This is a genomic window from Variovorax sp. CF079 (assembly GCF_900101545.1).
In the GTDB taxonomy this organism is placed as follows: domain Bacteria; phylum Pseudomonadota; class Gammaproteobacteria; order Burkholderiales; family Burkholderiaceae_C; genus Variovorax.
Genome location: NZ_FMZU01000018.1, coordinates 22,665 through 40,153, shown reverse-complemented (window position 1 = coordinate 40,153; position 17,489 = coordinate 22,665). Strand labels below are relative to the sequence as shown.

The following is a 17,489-nucleotide window of genomic DNA, read 5'->3' as shown; positions in this document are numbered from 1 at the left end:
CTCCTGCTTGCCTGTTTACTTCGATGCGCCGAGATCCATGATCAGCTTGCTGGCCATGTAGAGGCGGCGCGGGATGGCGTCGATCATCACGTACTCGGCGGAATCGCTGTGGTAGCCGAAGCCCGGCAGGCCCAGGCTTTCGATCACCGGCTTGCCCGAGAGCGCCGCGTAGGCCGCGTCGGTGCCGCCGCCGGTACGCTCCTCCACGCCGAGCGTGCCGCCCGCTTCCTTGTAGTAGGCCACCGCCTTGTCGACCAGCTTCTTGCCGCCTTCGCCGGCATTGAAGGCCGGACGGCCGCGCGTGGCCAGCACCTTGATCTCGGAGTTCGGCAGCTTTTTCTTCTGCGCGCGCTCTTCCAGCGTCTTCATCGCGGCTTCCAGGTCTTCGTTGCGCGCGTAGCGCACGTCGGCGTTGAGGCTGGCGCTGTCGGGAATGATGTTCGACACCGCACCGGCCTTCGCGATGGTCCAGTTGAAGCGCAGGTTCTGCGCCTTGTTGTCGATGTCCATGGTGCGCAGCACCAGGTCGGAGGCCTCGACCAGCGCATTGACGCCGAGCTCGGGCGCCGCGCCCGCATGCGAGGCCTTGCCCTTGATGTTGACCTGCACGTAGGCGATGCCCGAGGTGCCGAGCGAAAGCTTCTCGGCTTCGGCGCCGGTGGGCTCGAAGGAGAGCACGTAGTCGCTGGCCCTGGCCTCTTCCTGGATCAGGTCGCGCGAACCGAAGGAGCCCTTCTCTTCGTCGGTGTTGAACAGCACGGTGAGCGTGCCGAAATCCTGGAAGCCGCGCGCCTTGAGCAACTTCAGCGTGTGCAGCACGACCGCGTTGCCGCCCTTGTCGTCGGCGATGCCGGGGCCGTAGGCCTTGTTGCCTTCGACGCGGAAGGGCGCCTTGGCCAGGATGCCCTTCAGGTAGACCGTGTCCATGTGCGACATCAGGAGGATGTTCTTGCCGCCCTTGCCCTTCAGCTTGCCGACGATGTTGTCGCCGACCACGATGCCGGTCGACTTGCTGCGCGTGACAGTGAAGCCCAGCGCCTTGAGCTCATCCTCGAAGTACTTGCCCGCGGCGGCCATGCCCTCGGCGTCGCCGGTGCCGGTCTCGATGTTGACCAGCCGCTCCAGCGTCTTCACGACGGCCGGCTGCTCGGCGGTGGCGGCGCTGAAAAGCGCCTCGTCACGCGTCTGGCTCCAGGCGGCGGGGGCAAGGAAAGCGGTGGCGAACAGTGCGGCGAGCGCGTGGCGGGGAATGGCCGGAAGCATGAACAGGGTTTCCTAGGAGTGGGCAAGCCCATCATTCTAGGTACCGCTCAATGCGACACGGCTCGCCCCCTCGCCGAACAAGAAATGTCACAGCGCGCGGCGATATGGCAAAAAAATGTCAACCGCGCACCGTGCCTGTCGCTAGGCGGCGATCAGCGCGGCCGAGCGCGCAATGGCTCGCGCACTCAGCTTGGCGGCGGTTCGCAGCACGCCGTCCCAGTAGCGCTCGACTGCTTCGAGGCCGCCGGCTTTTTCCTGCAGCTCGAAGGGAACGCAGAGGGTCCAGTCCTTGATGCCGAGAAAGTGAGTTCGAAAGACCTCACCATGAAACTCGGCGGTCTCTTCCGCGCTGACGTCGCGCGTGATGGAGGGCCCGCTTTCGAACTGGGCCCGCAAGGCGCCCAGATAGCCCTTTGCCATGCTGGTTCGGAAGCGCGCGAGCTCGTGGTCCGTCAGCTTCTGGCGGGCCTCCAGGCCCAGGCCGGGCACCGTGCGGCCCCGTGCCTCGGGCGGCAGGCTGTCGTCGACATCGCCGGCGGCCCAGCACGCGTAGTAGTAGCCGCGGTCGGCGAGGTAGTCATAGGCCGTATGGATGCGCCCTTGGTCGACCAGTGCGCGAAGCTTGTCGAACTGAGCCTTCGAAATCGGAGACGGCATGAAAAGAGAACTCCAGCGTGGAAAGGTCGCGCATCGAATGGACGGCGCCTTTTTTTCCAACGGCCGCCGCCTTCGTTGCGGTCTGAACTGCAGTTATCGTGCCTGCTCTTGCCTCAGACCAATTCGAGCGCGACCGCCGTGCCCTCGCCGCCGCCGATGCACAGTGTCGCGACGCCGCGCTTCTTGCCTTTCTGCTGCAGCGCATGGATCAGCGTGACCATGATGCGCGCGCCGCTGGCGCCGATCGGGTGGCCCAGCGCGCAGGCGCCGCCGTGCACGTTGACGATGTGGTGCGAGACGTCGAGCTCGTGCATCAGCGCCATCGGCACCACGGCGAAGGCTTCGTTGACTTCCCACAGGTCGACGTCCTTCACGCCCCAGCCGGTCTTCTTGAACAGCTTGGCCACGGCGCCCACGGGCGCGGTCGAGAACCATTCGGGCTGCTGAGCGTGGGTGGCATGGCCGACGAGGCGCGCGATCGGCCTGGCGCCGAGCTTCTTGGCGGTGCTCTCGGTCATCATCACCAGCGCGGCGGCGCCGTCGTTGATCGACGAGCTCGAGGCCGCGGTGATGGTGCCGCCCTCTTTCTTGAAGGCCGGCTTGAGTTGCGGGATCTTGTCGAGCTTGACCTTGCCGGGGCCCTCGTCGATCTCGATCACGGTGTCGCCGCCGCGACCCTTGACCGTGACCGGCGCGATCTCGGCCTTGAAGGCGCCCGAGGTGGTGGCGGCCTTGGCGCGCTCCACGCTGGCGATCGCGAAGGCGTCCTGCTGCTCGCGCGTGAACTTGTACTTGGCCGCGCAGTCCTCGCCGAAGGTGCCCATCGAGCGGCCGGGCTGGTAGGCGTCCTCCAGGCCGTCGAGCATCATGTGGTCGAAGATGCGGTCGTGGCCCATGCGGTAGCCGCCACGGCCCTTGAGCATGAGGTAGGGCGCGTTGGTCATGCTCTCCATGCCGCCCGCGACCATGACTTCGTGCGTGCCCGCGAGCAGCAGGTCGTGCGCGAGCATCGCGGCCTTCATGGCCGAGCCGCACATCTTGCTGAGCGTGACGGCCCCTGCGCTGTCGGGCAGGCCGCCCTTGTAGGCCGCCTGTCGCGCCGGCGCCTGGCCCTGGCCGGCCATCAGGCAGTTGCCGAACAGCACCTCGCCGACCGCGTCGGACGCGATGCCCGCGCGCTCGACGGCCGCCTTGATGGCGACGCCGCCCAGGTCGTGCGCCGCGAGAGAAGAAAAGTCGCCCTGGAAGCCGCCCATGGGGGTGCGGGCGGCGCCGACGATGACGATGGATTCGGTCATGGAAGTTGCTCCTTTAGAAAAATGTGCACTAGCAAAAATCTACTCTCGCGCCCACCCCTGGCCCCATTCGCGAAACACCGCGGAACCGGCTTTGCCGGGCCGCAGGTGTTGCCCCCGGTAGGGGGTTGGCGGAGCGACACGAACTGTGCGCAGCCTGGGGGCGAGCTAAAAGTAAGGCGCATGGCCATCGTGAATGAACCGCTGCGCCTCGTCGTAGGGAAAAACGTCCAGCATCTGGCCGGCCTGGATGCGCTCCTTGTGGCTTTGCCAGAAGGCGGCGTCGAGCAGGTCGGCATGGTGGGCCATGAAGGCCTCGCGCACCAACTCGTTGCCGAGCAGGAAGGGGCCGAAGGTCTCGGGGAACACGTCCTTCGGGCCGACCGAGTACCAGACCTCGCCGCTCATCTCGTCTTCCTCGTGGATCGGCGTCGGCACGCGGCGGAAGTTGCAGTCGGTGAGGTATTCGATCTCGTCGTAGTCGTAGAACACGACCTTGCCGCCGCGCGTGACGCCGAAGTTCTTCCACAGCATGTCGCCGGGAAAGATGTTGGCCGCAACCATGTCCTTGATGGCATTGCCGTACTCGATGACCGCATGCTCCAGTTGCTTGCCCGCGCGCTTGGCATGCTCGGGATGCTCCATCTGGTCGAGGGCTTCGTGCAGGTAGATGTTGAGCGGGATCATGCGGCGCTCGATGTAGACGTGCTTGAGCACCACCTCCATCTCCCCGTTGCCGTCGCGGTCGCCGATCTCGAGCTGGCTGGGCGCGAACTTCTGGATCTCCTCGATCAGCTCGGGCTCGAAGCGGTCGAGCGGGAAGCCGACGTCGCTGTACTCCAGCGTGTCGGCCATGCGGCCCACGCGGTCGTGCTGCTTGACCAGCATGTACTTACCCTTGATCTGCTCGCGCGTGGTGTCCTTCTGCGGCGGGTAGAAGTCCTTGATGACCTTGAACACGTAGGGGAAGGACGGCAGGTCGAACACCAGCATCACCATGCCCTTGATGCCGGGCGCGATGCGGAACCTGTCGCTCGAGTAGTTGAGGTGGTAGAGGAAATCGCGGTAGAAGAGCGTCTTGCCCTGCTTGGCCAGCCCGAGTGCGTTGTAGATCTCGGCGCGCGGCTTGCGCGGCATCAGCGAGCGCAGGAACTGCACATAGGCCGAGGGCACTTCCATGTCGACCATGAAGTAGGCGCGCGCGAAACTGAAGAGCATCTGCAGGTCTTCCTCGCCGAAGAGCGCCGCGTCGATGTAGAACTTGTCCGCGCTGTCGTGCAGGATCGGCAGCGCGAAGGGCAGTTCGATGAAACCGTTGATGATCTTGCCGACCACGTAGGCGCCCTTGTTGCGGTAGAACAGGCCCGACAGCACTTGCAGCTGGAAGTTGGCGCGCAGCTTGACCTGGTGGAAGCGCCCGAGAATGGCGGCCGCCACGCGCTCGGCGTCGCGCTTCAGGTTGGCGTAGCCGCCCTGCAGCGCGTAGTCCTCGAGCATGCGCTCGATGGTGTCGGCCAGCGTCTCGCGCTCGGGGTAGTAGGCGCGGTAGGTGGGCGCATCGCGCGGCTCGATGTACTCGGTGCTGATGGCCGGCCGCACGAAGATGAAGTCGTTCTGGAAATAGGCGCGGTGCAGGATCTTGGTGGTTACCGAGTTGAAGAAGCTCTCGGCCAGCTCGGGCTGGTGGTGGTCGACCAGGAGGCCGATGAAGTGCAGCTTGACCTGGTGCCAGACGTCCATCGGCTGGTCGCCGGCCTTGAACTCCTTCTCGAGCCGCGCCACCGCCTCGCTCACCCGCAGATCGTAGAACTCGATGCGCTCGCGCTGCGCCCGCTGCTGGCCGTGCCAGTCGGCGGTTTCGAAGCGGTGCTTGGCGCGCGCCGACTCGGCGCGGAACAGCTGGTAGTGGCGGTTGAAGCCGTCGCGCATCGCCTTTGCGATGTCGTAGGCCAGCGGCGAGTCGAGGCGCTGGGGGAACATGGTCTCAGTCGGTTTCCTTGAGCACGTCCGGAACGGGTTGGGCGGCTTCGCCCGGCTTGCTCCACTTGTAGCGAATGCGCTGCACCGCTGCGCGGTACAGGTTGTCCAGCGGCTTGGAGCCGTCGACGGTCATGCCCAGGTCCTCGAGCAGCCCGTCGTGCACGCCGAAGGCCCAGCCGTGGATGGTGACCGTCTGGTTGCGGCTCCAGGCGTCGACCATGACGGTGCTGACCGCCACATTGACCACCTGCTCCGCCACGTTGAGTTCACACAGCGCATCGGCGCGCACGGTTTCCGGCAGGCTTTCGAGCATGACCCGGTGCCGGTCGCGCACGTCCTGGATGTGGCGGATCCAGTTGTCGGCGATGCCGATGCGCGCGCCTTCGAGCGCGGCCTGCACGCCCGAACAGCCATAGTGGCCAACCACCATGATGTGCCGGACCTTGAGGCGCTCGACCGCGAACTGGATCGCCGACAGCGCGTTGAGGTCGGAGTGCACCACGATATTGGCCACGTTGCGGTGCACGAACACTTCGCCCGGCTCGAGGCCGGTGATCTGGTTGGCGGGCACGCGGCTGTCGGAACAGCCGATCCACATGTACTTGGGGGTCTGCTGCTTCACCAGGCTGGTGAAGAAGCCGGGGCGATCGCGCTCCATCCGCGCAGCCCAGCTGCGGTTGTGGGAGAACAGGTCATCGAGGTTGTCGGGCATGGTGTTGTCCATTGTCGGTGACTGGGGTGAATATCGGGCCCTCAGCGGGCCTTGGGTTTGACGGCACGCGCGAGCGCGGCGCGCGCCTGCTTTTCCTGTGCGCGGACCTCGGCGAGGTTGGTCTCCAGCTCGGCCAGCTGGGCCTCGAGCTGGGCGCGGTGGTTGCCGAGCACGCCGAGAAAGCGCTGCAGCTGCGCGGCCGTGTCGCGCGGGCTGTCGTACATGTCGAGGATCTCCTTGGCCTCGGTCAGCTTCAGGCCGAGCCGCTTGGCGCGCAGGGTGAGCGTCAGCCGTGCACGGTCGCGCGCGGTGTAGACGCGCTGCTGCCCGGCGCGCTCCGGGGCGAGCAGCCCCATGTCCTCATAGAAGCGGATCGCCCGCGTGGTGAGGTCGAATTCCCTGGCGAGTTCGCCGATGGTGAAAGTCTGCGAAGGCATGATGCGGGTGCGGGGTTGCGGCGGTGACAGCACATTCGGGCTGCACTGCCTACAATGATGGCTCTTCCCCATGACGTTTACGTTAACGTCAATCGTACATGAACCTCCTCGAACGCGAACTCCAATACCCCTTCGGCGACACGCTGCCTGCACCGGGCGAGACTTTCGAGGTCGCGCCCGGCGTGCGCTGGATCCGCATGGCGCTGCCCTTCGCGCTCGACCACATCAACCTCTGGCTCTTGCGCGACACGCTCGACGGCGTCGAGGGCTGGACGGTGGTGGACTGCTGCATCGCCCACGATGCCTCGCGGGCGCAGTGGGAGCAAATCTTCACCACCCAGCTCGAAGGCCAGCCGATCCTGCGCGTGCTCGTGACCCACATGCACCCCGACCACATCGGCCTGGCCGACTGGCTGTGCGAGCGCTGGAACGCCCCGCTGTGGATCAGCGCCACCGACTACCACGTGGCGCGTGTGCTCACCAGCGCCGGCGACACGCTGGCCGGCGGCGACGCGGCGGCGGACTTCTTCGCCTCGCACGGCCTGGTCGACCCCGAATCGGTGGCCAAGATTCGCGCGCGCAGCAACTACTACGCGAACATGGTGCCCGCGGTGCCGGCCAGCTTCGTGCGCCTGCTCGACGGCGCCACGGTCTCGATCGGCGGGCGCGCCTGGCGCTGCATCAGCGGCTACGGCCACGCGCCCGAGCACATTGCGCTCTATTGCGAGGAGCTTGGCGCGCTGCTCGGCGGCGACATGATGCTGCCGCGCATCTCGACCAACGTGAGCGTGCATGCGGGCGAGCCCGAGGCCAATCCGCTGCGCCTCTTCCTCGACAGCATCGAGCGCTTCAAGACCCTGCCTGTGGGCACGCTGGGCCTGCCCTCGCACGGCAAGCCCTTCACCGGCATCCACCGGCGCGTCGAGCAGTTGCAGGAGCACCATCGCGACCGACTGGCCGAGCTGCTGGAGGCCTGCACGCAGAAGCCGCACAGCGCGGCCGAGGGCCTGCCGATCCTGTTCAAGCGCCAGCTCGATCTGCACCAGATGACTTTTGCGATGGGCGAGACGGTGGCCCACCTGCACCTCTTGTGGTTCGAAGGGCTGCTGCAGCGCCGCAAGGGCGAGGACGGCGTCTACCGCTTCGGCGTGTTCGCATGAACAACACGCTGGCCCAGCTGCGTGAGGGCCGGCTGGCCGGTGTCCGGCGGCTGGACCTCGCGTGCGGACTCACCGAGTTCCCGCGCGAGATCTTCGAACTGGCGGACACGCTGGAGGTGCTCGATCTCTCGGGCAATGCGCTCAGCGCCCTGCCGGACGACCTGGGCCGGCTGCACCGGCTGCGGGTGCTCTTCTGCTCGAACAACCGCTTCACGCGTCTGCCCGAATCGGTGGGGCAATGCGCGCAACTCGATATGGTGGGCTTCAAGGCCAATCGCATCCGCAGCGTGCCGGCCGCCTCGCTGCCGGCGTCGCTGCGCTGGCTGATCCTGACGGACAACGAGATCGAGGCCCTGCCGCCCACCATCGGCCGCTGCACGCGGCTGCAGAAGCTGATGCTTGCCGGCAACCGCCTGCAGTCGCTGCCGGCCGAGATGGCCGCCTGCCAAGGGCTCGAGTTGCTGCGCATCTCGGCCAACCGCCTCGATGCCCTGCCCGAATGGCTGCTCTCGCTGCCGCGGCTTTCGTGGCTGGCTTTCGCGGGCAATCCCTTCGACGATCGAGCCGAAGCGGCGGCGCTGGCCGCAGAGGCCATTCCGGCCATCGACTGGAACTCTCTCTCGCTGCAACACAAGCTCGGTGAAGGCGCTTCCGGCCTGATTCATCAGGCGGACTGGACCGGGGCTGACGGTGGCATCCAACCGGTGGCAGTCAAGCTGTTCAAGGGTGCCGTCACCAGCGACGGCTGGCCTCACAGCGAGATGGCGGCCTGCATCGCCGCCGGCGCGCACCCCAACCTGATAGCAGTGCGGGGCCAGGTCGGCAACCACCCCGAGGCCACGCCCGGCCTCGTGCTGGCGCTGGTGGATCCGCGCTTCGCCAACCTGGCCGGCCCGCCCAGCCTGGCTTCCTGCACGCGCGACGTCTATGCCGATGCCGCCGGCTGGCCGGTGCCGACCGCGCTGCGCATGGCGCGCGGCATCGCCTCGGCCGCGGCACAGCTGCATGCGCACGGCATCCTGCACGGCGATCTCTACGCCCACAACATCCTGTGGGACGGCCAGGGCGACTGTCTCCTGGGCGACTTCGGCGCCGCCTCCTTCCTGCCGTTGGACGACGGCGCGCAGGCCCAGGCGCTGCAGCGCATCGAGGTGTGCGCCTTCGGCCATCTGCTGGCGGAGCTGCTGGCGCGCTCCCGGCCGGCCAACGGCGAGGACCATGCCGCGCTCGCACTGCTGACTGGTCTTCAGGCACGCTGCGTGCAGCCCGAGCCCGCCGCGCGCCCGGCCTTCGCCGAGATCGCATCGGCCCTCGCAGCCGCCTGAGCGCGAACCCGCCATGCCCGCTCCCCTGCCGCTGCCCACCCGCGACGGCGTCGGCCCGAGCTGCGTCGCGCTGCCGCCCGGCCCCTGGCCCACCATCGCCGAGTTCCTGGTGCAGCGCTTCGCGGCCATCCCGCGCGCCACCTGGGAAGCGCGCATGCGCTCGGGCGAAGTGGTCGACGAGCACGGCGTGCCCGTCACCGAAACGCGGCCCTACCAGCCGCGGCTGCGCATCTACTACTACCGCTCGCTCGAGACGGAGCGCCGCATCCCTTTCGACGAAGTCATCCTGTTCCAGGACGAGCAGCTGCTGGCCGTAGACAAGCCCCATTTCCTGCCGGTCACGCCGGTGGGCAAGTACGTGCAGGAGAGCCTGCTCGTGCGCCTGAAGCGCAAGCTGGGCCTCGACGACCTGGCGCCCCTGCACCGCATCGACCGCGAGACCGCCGGCGTGGTGCTGTTCTCGGTCCAGCCCGCGACCCGCGGCATCTACCACGCGCTGTTCGCCGAGCGCGAGATCGCCAAGCACTACGAGGCCATCGTGCCCTGGCATGGCGATCTGGCGCTGCCCGCCGTGCGCCGCAGCCGCCTTGTGGACGATTCGCATTTCATGCGCATGCGGGAAGTGCCCGGCGAGCCCAACTCCGAGACGCACCTCGAGCTGCTGGAGGCCGGCGAGGGCTGGGCCCGCCTGCTTCTCGCGCCGCTTACGGGACGCAGGCATCAGCTGCGCGTGCACTGCGCAGCGCTCGGCATGCCGATCTGCAACGACGCGATCTATCCCGAGCTTCTGCCCGAAGGCGACGAAGACTTCGAGCGGCCGCTGCAGCTCTTGGCCAAGGGGCTGGCCTTTCGCGATCCGGTCACCGGCATTCGGCGCGAATTCAAAAGTGCAAGAGCGCTTTCACTGCCGCTTCGACCAAAGTCTTAGCCCGTTCATTCCGGCCTCAATCTGATGAATACTCGGGCCAGAGGTACCGATGAACGTATTGATGATTGATGACCACGTGATGTTCTTGCAGGGCATGAAGAACCTGCTGAGCGTCCTGGTTCCCGAGCTGCGCGTGGAGACCACGGGCGAAATGACGAATGCCGCGAAGCTGGTGGAGCTCGCGGAGTTCGACCTGGTGCTGCTCGACTGGCACCTGGCCGATTGCGATGGCGAAGAGTCCATTCGCCGGCTGCGCGATGCGGGCTGCATGGCGCGCATCGTGGTGCTGTCCGGCGAGACCAACGCCACGCTGATCCGCAACTCGGTCGACCTGGGCGCGGCCGGCTTCATTCCCAAGAAGTACAGCTCGGAAATGATGGTCGCTGCGCTGCGGCACGTGCTGGCCGGACGCATCTTCCTGCCGCTGGAAACCCTCAACGCGGCCCCGCCTGATGTCGAAGCCCAGCCGAACACGGGCAACGACCCTCGGCTCGCAGGCCTCACCGCGCGCCAGATGGACGTCTACCGCGCAGCCGCGCGCGGTCTGCCCAACAAGCTCATCGCACGCCAGCTCAACATCGCCGAGTCCACCGTCAAGGCCCACCTGACCGCGGTCTACACCGCGCTCGGCGTGCGCAACCGCACCGAGGCCGCCTACCAGGCATCGCGCGAGGGCATCCGCATTGACTGACACCGCGTCCGCGCCGATTCCGCTCGCCGGCAGCACGCGCGAGGCACGCATCGGGCGCCGCATTCTCGAGCGCCGGCTGGCGCTGATCCTGCAGTACTCGCGGCGCCTGCCGCTCAACTACCTGGGCTACATCCTGGTGGCCTTCATCGTCTGGCGCCAGGGCGTGCAGGTCTGGCCCTGGATCTGGCTGGCCCTCACCGGCGCCGTGATGGTGTACCGCTGGCGCCTGGGTCTGGCAGTGGAGCGCGCCGAACCCGAGACCCAGCTGCAGTACCTGCCGCGGCTGCTGCGCGGCTTCGACCTCAACGGCATCTCGACCGCGGCCATCGTTCCCTTCGCCTTCTTCGCGCCAGGAGACTTCGCGCCACTGGCGGTGGCCGCGGTGCTGATGGCCGGCTGCACCATCGGCGCCGCCTCGGTCGCGGGCTCGCAGCGCGCCTTCGTGGGCTTCTGCACGCTCACCTTCTTGTGCCTGGCCGGCGGCTGGGCCTGGCGCGGCGGGGCGGTGGGTTACATGTTCGGGGCCGGCATCGTGCTCGTCTATTTCATGCTGCTGGCCACCGTCAGAGACCAGGGACGCATGCTGCACAAGCTCATGAATGTGGTCGACGACAACGCGGTTCTGTCCGAAGCCGTGCGCCAGGAGCGCGACCGCGCCACCGCCGCCAGCGAGGCCAAGACGCGCTTCTTCGCGGCGGCCAGCCACGATCTGCGCCAACCGCTGCATGCGCTGTCGATCAACGCGACCACGCTGGACATCCTGGCTCGGCGCGCCACCGATCCGCTCCTGAAAGAGGTGAGCCGCGGCATCGGCAGCGCGCTGCGCCAGAGCAGCGGCCTCCTGGACGGCCTGCTGGACATCTCGCGCCTCGACGCCCACACCATCGAAGCCAAGTTCGCGCCGCACGACATCGGCGCCGTGCTGCGCGCCTCGCGCGACGAATATGCGGCGCTGGCGGCGCAGCAGGGCCTCTTCATGAAGGTGCTGGCGCCCGACGCGCCGCTCTGGGGCCTCACCGACGGCGACCAGCTGATGCGCATCGTCGGCAACCTCGTGAACAACGCCATCAAGTTCACCACCAGCGGCGGCGTGACGCTGTCGGCACAGCCGGGGCCCGACGGCCGGGTCGTGGTGCGGGTGAGCGACACCGGCCCCGGCATCCCGGAGAACGAGCGGGAGCGGGTGTTCGAGGAGTTCTACCAGATCGGCAACCCCTCGCGGGACCGCGCGCAGGGCCTGGGCCTCGGCCTCGCGATCGTGCGCCGCACGGCCGACCTGTTGAAGATCGAGCTCAAGCTGGACAGCGAGCCGGGCCGCGGCACCACCTTCGAGCTCCATATCGCGCCTGCCGTTCCGTTGGACGACTCCCACCCCGAGGTGGCGAATTCGCTGGCGCGTTCCTTCGACGGCACGCGCCTGGCCGTGCTGCTGGTCGACGACGAGGCCGAGGTGCTGTCCGCGATGTGCACCTATCTGCACCAGCTGGGCTGGTCGGTGAAGGGCGTCGCCAACGGCCTCAAGGCCGAGCAGGCGCTGGCCGAGGGCTTCGAGCCCGACGTGATGGTGGTGGACTACCGCCTGCGCGAAGAGACGGGCCTCGACGTGATCGAAAGACTGCGCCAGAAGAAGCCGGATCTGCCGGCCGTGATCGTGACCGGCGAGACCGCGCCGATGCGCTTCCGCGAGTTCTCGAGCGTGGCGGCGCGCATCCTGCACAAGCCGCTCGACGGCGACCGGCTCGCGCGCACCCTGCAAGAGGTGGTGCTGGCGCTGGACGAAGAGGAACCGCTGGCACCAAGGTGACGGCGGCCGGCGCCCGAGCGCACTAAGCTCCTGCGCATATTCAGGAGACACAGCGCATGGACACCACCCGACTCTTTTCGCTCGAGGGCCGCAGCGCCCTCATCACCGGCGGTTCGCGCGGCATCGGCCGCATGATCGCCGAAGGCTTCCTGGCGCAGGGCGCCCGCGTCTACATCTCGGCGCGCAAGGCCGCGGCCTGCGACCAGACGGCCAAGGAACTCTCGGCCTTCGGCCACTGCGTCTCGCTGCCGGCCGACGTGTCGACGCTGGAGGGCGCGCAAGCCCTGGTCGACGCCTATGCCAAGCACGAAGGCACGCTCGACATCCTGGTCAACAACGCCGGCGCCGCCTGGGGTGCGCCCTACGAGGAGTTCCCCGAGAGCGGCTGGGACAAGGTGGTCGACCTCAACCTCAAGACCCCCTTCTTCCTGACCAAGGCGCTGACGCCGATGCTCAAGAAGGCGGCTACCGACCACCTGGCGAAGGTCATCAACATCGCCTCGATCGACGGCATCTCGATCAATCCGCAGGAAACCTACTCGTACGCGGCCAGCAAGGCGGGGCTGATCCAGCTCACGCGCCGCATGGCGCTGCGCCTCGCGCAGGACCGCATCGTCGTCAGCGCGATCGCGCCGGGCGCCTTCGCTTCCGACATGAACAAGGTCGCGCGCGACCATGGCGACGAGATCAAGGGGCACATTCCGGCGGGACGCATCGGCGAGCCGGAAGACATGGCGGCTGCGGCGATCTACCTCGCATCGCGCGCTGGCGATTACGTGATGGGTTCGACGCTGGTCGTCGACGGCGGCGTCACGCACGCACGCTGAACGACACCCGGTTCACCACGTCGGAACCGGGTGCTCCTTGAGCTGCTGCCGCAGCGCGCCATAGTCCGGCAGCACGCTCTCGACCGTCTCCCAGAAGCGCGGGCTGTGGTCCATCACGCGCAGGTGGCTCAGTTCGTGCGCCACCACGTAGTCGATCACCGACATCTTGAAGTGCACCAGCCGCCAATGCAGCCGGATCGCGCCGTCGGCGCTGGCGCTGCCCCAGCGCGTGGAGGCGTTCGACAGCGCCAGCTTGCGCCAGGCCACGCCGAGGCGGGGCGCAAAGTGGTCGAGCCGCTCGGTGAAGACGCGCCGCGCCTGGCGCATGAGCCAGGCTTGCGCGGCATCGCGGATCTGGGCCTGATTGGCGTTGTTCGCCAGCGCGAGGCGCAGCGTGTGCGGCGCAACGCCCGCCCCCGCATCGAGCATCGCGCCGATGCCGTCGAAGGCATGGTGCGGATCGAGCCGCACCACCACCGGCTCGCCGAGAAAGGGAAAGCTGACGCCGTCCTTCCACTCGATGCGCGCTGCTTCCAGCCGCGCATGGCGCTGCTGCGTCTCGGACAGCTTGCGCAGGATCCAGTCGGCCTTCTCCTTCACCGCGGCATCGACATCGCGCAGCGCCACCCAGCGCGGCGCGCGCACCGACAGGCCCTCGGCACCGACCACGAAACCGATGGTGCGGCGCTTGCCGCGCGTGAACTCGTAGGCCACGCGGGCGTCGCCCAGCACGAGCTCGCGCGTGGCGCGCGGATGGACGAAGCTGGCCGGGCTCATCGCATCGGCCAGCGGGATCGCAGGCGGGAAGACGGTGCCCGCCGGCGCTTGTTCGACGGCGGGCGCAGGCGCAGGCGGCGCAGGCTCGTCGAACAGGTCGAGCGTGAACTGCAGTAGGCTGCGCATGGCCGGGCCTCAGGCCGAAACCGTCTCGGTCGAGACGTAGGCCTCGGGATCGAGCCGGCGCATCTCGCCCTCGATCCAGGCCTCGACCTCGCGCATCAGCTCGTCGGGCCGGCGCCCGACGCTCGAAATGGCCGGACCGATCGAGACATCGACCACGCCCGGGCGCTTGATGAAGGCCTTGCGCGGCCAGACCTTGGCCGAGGTCACGGCGATCGGGATCACCGGCACGCCGGTCTCGCACGCGAGCCGAGTGCCGCCGGTCTTGTAGACGCCCTGCCGGCCGCGCGGAATGCGCGTGCCTTCGGGAAACATGATGATCCAGATGCCCTGCGCCAGCAGCTCGCGGCCCCGCGCGACGACCTTGTTGAAAGCCTGCGTGCGCTGGCTGCGGTCGATGTGGATCATGTCGAGCCGCGCCATGGCCCAGCCGAAGAAGGGCACGTAGATCAGTTCCCTCTTGAACACGAAGGCCAGCGGATGCGGCATCAGCGTGGGCATCAGGAAGGTCTCGAAGGTCGACTGGTGCTTGACCAGCAGCACGCAGCCGGCGAGCTTGTCCTGGGGCAGGTTCTCCATGCCGCTCACGCGCGTCTTGATGCCCAGCAGCAGCCGCGCGCCGCCGATGGCCCAGCCGAGCCAGCGCGCGGCCATCCAGTACAGCGGAATGCCGCGCTTCCAGAGCGAGCTGACCACCATGATGATGCCCCAGGGGATCACCGTGACGAGCATCCACAGCGCGTGGACGAGAGAGCGAAGGAAGGCCATCAGACGGCCACCTGCAGGGTGGCCTGCTGCTCTTCGCGTTCCAGCAGGAAGTCGACGAAAGCCGCCAGATCGTCGTGGACCTGCGTGTTCGGCGGGTACTCGGGCGGCAACGGCGTCACGCCGCGGCAGGCCGCGCCCATGCCGGTCAGCAGCAGGTGCGGCTCGCAGCCGGCGGCCGCGCCGGCCTGCATGTCGCGCAGGCTGTCGCCCGCAACCGGCACGTGGGCCAGGTCGACGCCATAGCGCTCACCGATCTGGTGGAACAGGCCCGGCTTGGGCTTGCGGCACTCGCAGCCCTCGTCGGGGCTGTGCGGGCAATAGAACACCGCATCGACGCGGCCGCCCACCGCCGCCAGCATCTTGTGCATCTTGGCGTGCATCGCGTTGAGCGACGCCATGTCGAACAGTCCGCGGCCGAGCCCGGACTGATTGGACGCGATCACGACATGCCAGCCCGCATGGTTGAGCCGCGCGACCGCCTCCAGCGCGCCGGGCAGCGGCGTCCACTCGATGTCGCTCTTGACGAAGTCCTCGCGGTGCACGTTGAGCGTGCCGTTGCGGTCCAGGATGACGATTTTCATGATGTGCCGATCAGGTGGCGAGGCGCTCGAGCTGCGCCACGCGGTTCATCGCCGCATGCAGCAGCATCAGGAGGCCGAGTCGGTTGAGGCGCAGGTCGGACTGCTCGGCATTGACCATCACGCCGTCGAAGAAGGCATCGACCGGCTCGCGCAGCGCGGCCAGGGTTTGCAGCGAGGCGGTGTAGTCGCCGGCGTCGAACTGCGCATTGGCCACGGGCACGACCTTCTGCATCGCGGCATGGAGCGCCTTTTCGGCCGGCTCCTGCAGCAGCAGCTCGCTCACGTGCGCATCGGCTTCGGGCGACTTCTTGAGGATGTTGCCGATGCGCTTGTTGGCCGCCGCCAGCGCGGGCGCCTCGGGCAGCGCGGCGAAGGCGCGCACGGCGGCCAGCAGCTTGGGCACCTCGCCGAGGCGCTGCGGCTGGGGCGCCAGCACGGCGTCGACCTCCTGGGCGCTGGCGCCCTGCTCGCGCAGGCTGCCGGCCAGGCGGTCGTAGAGGAAAGCTTCAAGCGCCTCGGTCGGGTCGGCGAGCGCGGCTTCGCCCGCCTTCGGCGCGAAGGCGGCGAAGGCCTGGCCGAGCAAGGCGCGCAGTTCGATCGGCAGCTGGCGCTCGATCAGCATGCGGATCACGCCCAGTGCATGACGGCGCAGCGCGAAGGGATCGCGGTCGCCGGTGGGCAGGTTGCCGATGCCGAACATGCCCACCAGGGTCTCGAGCTTGTCGGCCAGCGCGACCACGATGCCGACGGGGTTGCGCGGCAGCTCGTCGCCCGCGAAGCGCGGCTTGTAATGGTCTTCGACCGCATCGGCCACCGCGGGCTCGAGCCCGTCGTGCAGCGCGTAGTAGCGGCCCATGGTGCCCTGCAGCTCGGGGAACTCGCCGACCATGTCGGTCACCAGGTCGGCCTTGGCCAACTGGGCGGCCTGCACCGCGTGCGGCGCTAGCGTGCTGTCGTGCGACGCGGCGCCCAGCTGCTCGCCGATGGCGTGCGCGATGCGCATCACGCGCTGCACGCGTTCGCCCTGGGTGCCCAGCTTGTTGTGATAGACCACCTTGGCCAGCGACTCGACGCGCGAGGCCAGCGATTTCTTGCGGTCCTGGTCGAAGAAGAACTTGGCGTCGGCCAGCCGCGGGCGCACCACGCGCTCGTTGCCGCCGATCACCGCGCCGGCATCGTCGGGCCGGATATTGCTGACCACCAGGAACTTGTGGGTGAGCCGGCCCGCGGCGTCGAGCAGCGGAAAGTACTTCTGGTTGGCCTTCATCGTGAGGATGAGGCACTCCTGCGGCACATCGAGGAACTCGCGCTCGAACTCGCACACCAGCACGTTGGGGCGTTCGACCAGCGCCGTGACTTCGTCGAGCAGCGCGTCGTCGTCGATCGGCTGCGAGCCCGTGCCGACCGTCAGCGCCGCCTCGGCCAGCTGGCGGGCGATCTCGAAGCGGCGGGCCTCGAAGCCCGCGATCACGGCGCCTTCGTCGGCCAGCTGCACCGCATAGCTGTTGGCGTCGCGCAGCACGATCGGATCGACCTGCGCCTCGAAGCGGTGGCCATGCGTTTCGCGCCCGGCCGAAAGGCCCAGCGCCTCGACCGGAACCACCGTGTCGCCATGCAGCGCCACCAGCCCGTGGGCCGGACGCACGAAGCTCACGCTGCTCCAGCCGGGCAGCTCGCAGCCGGTCTCGAGCTGGTAGCTCATGACCTTGGGGATCGGCAGCTTGGCGATGCTCTCGGCCAGCGCCTTCTGCAGCCCCTCGGCCAGCGTCGCGCCGCGGGCGGAGCTTTCGAAGAACAGGGCTTCGGCCTTGCCGTCCATCGCGCGCTTGAGGCCGGGCACGGCCGAGGCGTCGGCGCCCAGCGCGGCGAGGCGCTTGAGCAGTGCGGGGCTCGCGTTGCCGGAGGCATCGAGCCCCACCGTCACCGGCATGAGCTTCTGCGAGACCGCGCGGTCGGCGGCCTGCCCCAGGACGTTCGTGAGGTGCGCCGCGAGGCGCCTCGGCGAGGCGTAGGCGGTGAGCACCGAGCCGGCATCGGCCAGGCCCTGGGCCACCAGCTGGTCGCGCAGCACGCCGGCGAAGGCGTCGCCGAGCTTCTTCAGCGCCCTGGGGGGAAGTTCCTCGACGAAGAGTTCGACGAGCAGGTTGTTCTTGGAAGTCAT

General features: G+C 68.1%; 16 protein-coding genes. 6 read left to right on the top strand and 10 right to left on the bottom strand.

The window, feature by feature from the left end; translation table 11 throughout:
• Positions 1 to 15: 15 nt before the first annotated feature.
• The 6 genes from BLS74_RS23030 to BLS74_RS23005 form a co-directional block, all read right to left on the bottom strand.
• The gene (locus tag BLS74_RS23030; protein WP_093109481.1) at positions 16 to 1,263 is read right to left on the bottom strand and encodes a glutamate carboxypeptidase; all 1,248 of its coding nucleotides are present in this window, start codon (positions 1,261 to 1,263) and stop codon (positions 16 to 18) included.
• 141 nt (positions 1,264 to 1,404) lie between these two features.
• On the bottom strand, positions 1,405 to 1,920 hold the full coding sequence (locus tag BLS74_RS23025) for a hypothetical protein (RefSeq protein ID WP_093109480.1): 516 nt from the start codon (positions 1,918 to 1,920) through the stop codon (positions 1,405 to 1,407).
• Positions 1,921 to 2,033: 113 nt separating this feature from the next.
• Complete coding sequence (locus BLS74_RS23020; protein ID WP_093109479.1) at positions 2,034 to 3,218, bottom strand: acetyl-CoA C-acyltransferase; 1,185 nt, start codon at positions 3,216 to 3,218, stop codon at positions 2,034 to 2,036.
• 165 nt (positions 3,219 to 3,383) lie between these two features.
• Complete coding sequence (gene aceK / locus BLS74_RS23015) at positions 3,384 to 5,195, bottom strand: bifunctional isocitrate dehydrogenase kinase/phosphatase (protein ID WP_093109478.1); 1,812 nt, start codon at positions 5,193 to 5,195, stop codon at positions 3,384 to 3,386.
• A 4-nt stretch (positions 5,196 to 5,199) separates the two neighbouring features.
• On the bottom strand, positions 5,200 to 5,907 hold the full coding sequence (can, locus tag BLS74_RS23010; protein WP_093109601.1) for a carbonate dehydratase: 708 nt from the start codon (positions 5,905 to 5,907) through the stop codon (positions 5,200 to 5,202).
• Between the two features lie 41 nt (positions 5,908 to 5,948).
• Positions 5,949 to 6,344 carry a MerR family transcriptional regulator gene (locus BLS74_RS23005; RefSeq protein WP_093109477.1) on the bottom strand — a complete coding sequence of 132 codons (396 nt, stop codon included), beginning with the start codon at positions 6,342 to 6,344 and terminating at the stop codon, positions 5,949 to 5,951.
• Positions 6,345 to 6,442: 98 nt separating this feature from the next.
• Between BLS74_RS23005 and BLS74_RS23000 the strand changes: the two genes are divergently transcribed.
• Genes BLS74_RS23000 through BLS74_RS22975 form a run of 6 tightly spaced genes read left to right on the top strand, consistent with a single transcriptional unit; the run spans position 6,443 to position 13,079 of the window.
• A complete protein-coding gene (locus BLS74_RS23000) occupies positions 6,443 to 7,504 on the top strand; it encodes an MBL fold metallo-hydrolase (RefSeq protein WP_093109476.1) in 1,062 nt (353 codons plus the stop codon).
• The gene (locus BLS74_RS22995) at positions 7,501 to 8,829 is read left to right on the top strand and encodes a leucine-rich repeat-containing protein kinase family protein (RefSeq protein WP_093109475.1); all 1,329 of its coding nucleotides are present in this window, start codon (positions 7,501 to 7,503) and stop codon (positions 8,827 to 8,829) included. Before BLS74_RS23000 ends, BLS74_RS22995 begins: the two co-directional genes overlap by 4 nt.
• A gap of 13 nt (positions 8,830 to 8,842) precedes the next feature.
• The gene (locus BLS74_RS22990; RefSeq protein WP_093109474.1) at positions 8,843 to 9,757 is read left to right on the top strand and encodes a pseudouridine synthase; all 915 of its coding nucleotides are present in this window, start codon (positions 8,843 to 8,845) and stop codon (positions 9,755 to 9,757) included.
• Between the two features lie 49 nt (positions 9,758 to 9,806).
• Complete coding sequence (locus BLS74_RS22985) at positions 9,807 to 10,448, top strand: response regulator (protein ID WP_093109473.1); 642 nt, start codon at positions 9,807 to 9,809, stop codon at positions 10,446 to 10,448.
• Positions 10,441 to 12,252, top strand: a complete 1,812-nt coding sequence (locus tag BLS74_RS22980) for a hybrid sensor histidine kinase/response regulator (RefSeq protein ID WP_093109472.1) — start codon at positions 10,441 to 10,443, stop codon at positions 12,250 to 12,252. The genes BLS74_RS22985 and BLS74_RS22980 overlap by 8 nt, the downstream gene beginning before the upstream one ends.
• Before the next feature lie 56 nt (positions 12,253 to 12,308).
• The gene (locus tag BLS74_RS22975) at positions 12,309 to 13,079 is read left to right on the top strand and encodes an SDR family oxidoreductase (protein ID WP_093109471.1); all 771 of its coding nucleotides are present in this window, start codon (positions 12,309 to 12,311) and stop codon (positions 13,077 to 13,079) included.
• 12 nt (positions 13,080 to 13,091) lie between these two features.
• Here the strand turns inward: BLS74_RS22975 and BLS74_RS22970 are convergent, their stop codons facing one another.
• Genes BLS74_RS22970 through glyS form a run of 4 tightly spaced genes read right to left on the bottom strand, consistent with a single transcriptional unit; the run spans position 13,092 to position 17,489 of the window.
• Positions 13,092 to 13,982, bottom strand: a complete 891-nt coding sequence (locus BLS74_RS22970; RefSeq protein WP_093109470.1) for a M48 family metallopeptidase — start codon at positions 13,980 to 13,982, stop codon at positions 13,092 to 13,094.
• A 9-nt stretch (positions 13,983 to 13,991) separates the two neighbouring features.
• The gene (locus BLS74_RS22965) at positions 13,992 to 14,747 is read right to left on the bottom strand and encodes a lysophospholipid acyltransferase family protein (RefSeq protein WP_093109469.1); all 756 of its coding nucleotides are present in this window, start codon (positions 14,745 to 14,747) and stop codon (positions 13,992 to 13,994) included.
• On the bottom strand, positions 14,747 to 15,328 hold the full coding sequence (gmhB, locus tag BLS74_RS22960; protein ID WP_093109468.1) for a D-glycero-beta-D-manno-heptose 1,7-bisphosphate 7-phosphatase: 582 nt from the start codon (positions 15,326 to 15,328) through the stop codon (positions 14,747 to 14,749). The genes BLS74_RS22965 and gmhB overlap by 1 nt, the downstream gene beginning before the upstream one ends.
• 10 nt (positions 15,329 to 15,338) lie before the next feature.
• Positions 15,339 to 17,489 (bottom strand): glycine--tRNA ligase subunit beta, encoded by a 2,151-nt coding sequence (gene glyS / locus BLS74_RS22955; protein ID WP_093109467.1) that lies wholly within the window; start codon positions 17,487 to 17,489, stop codon positions 15,339 to 15,341.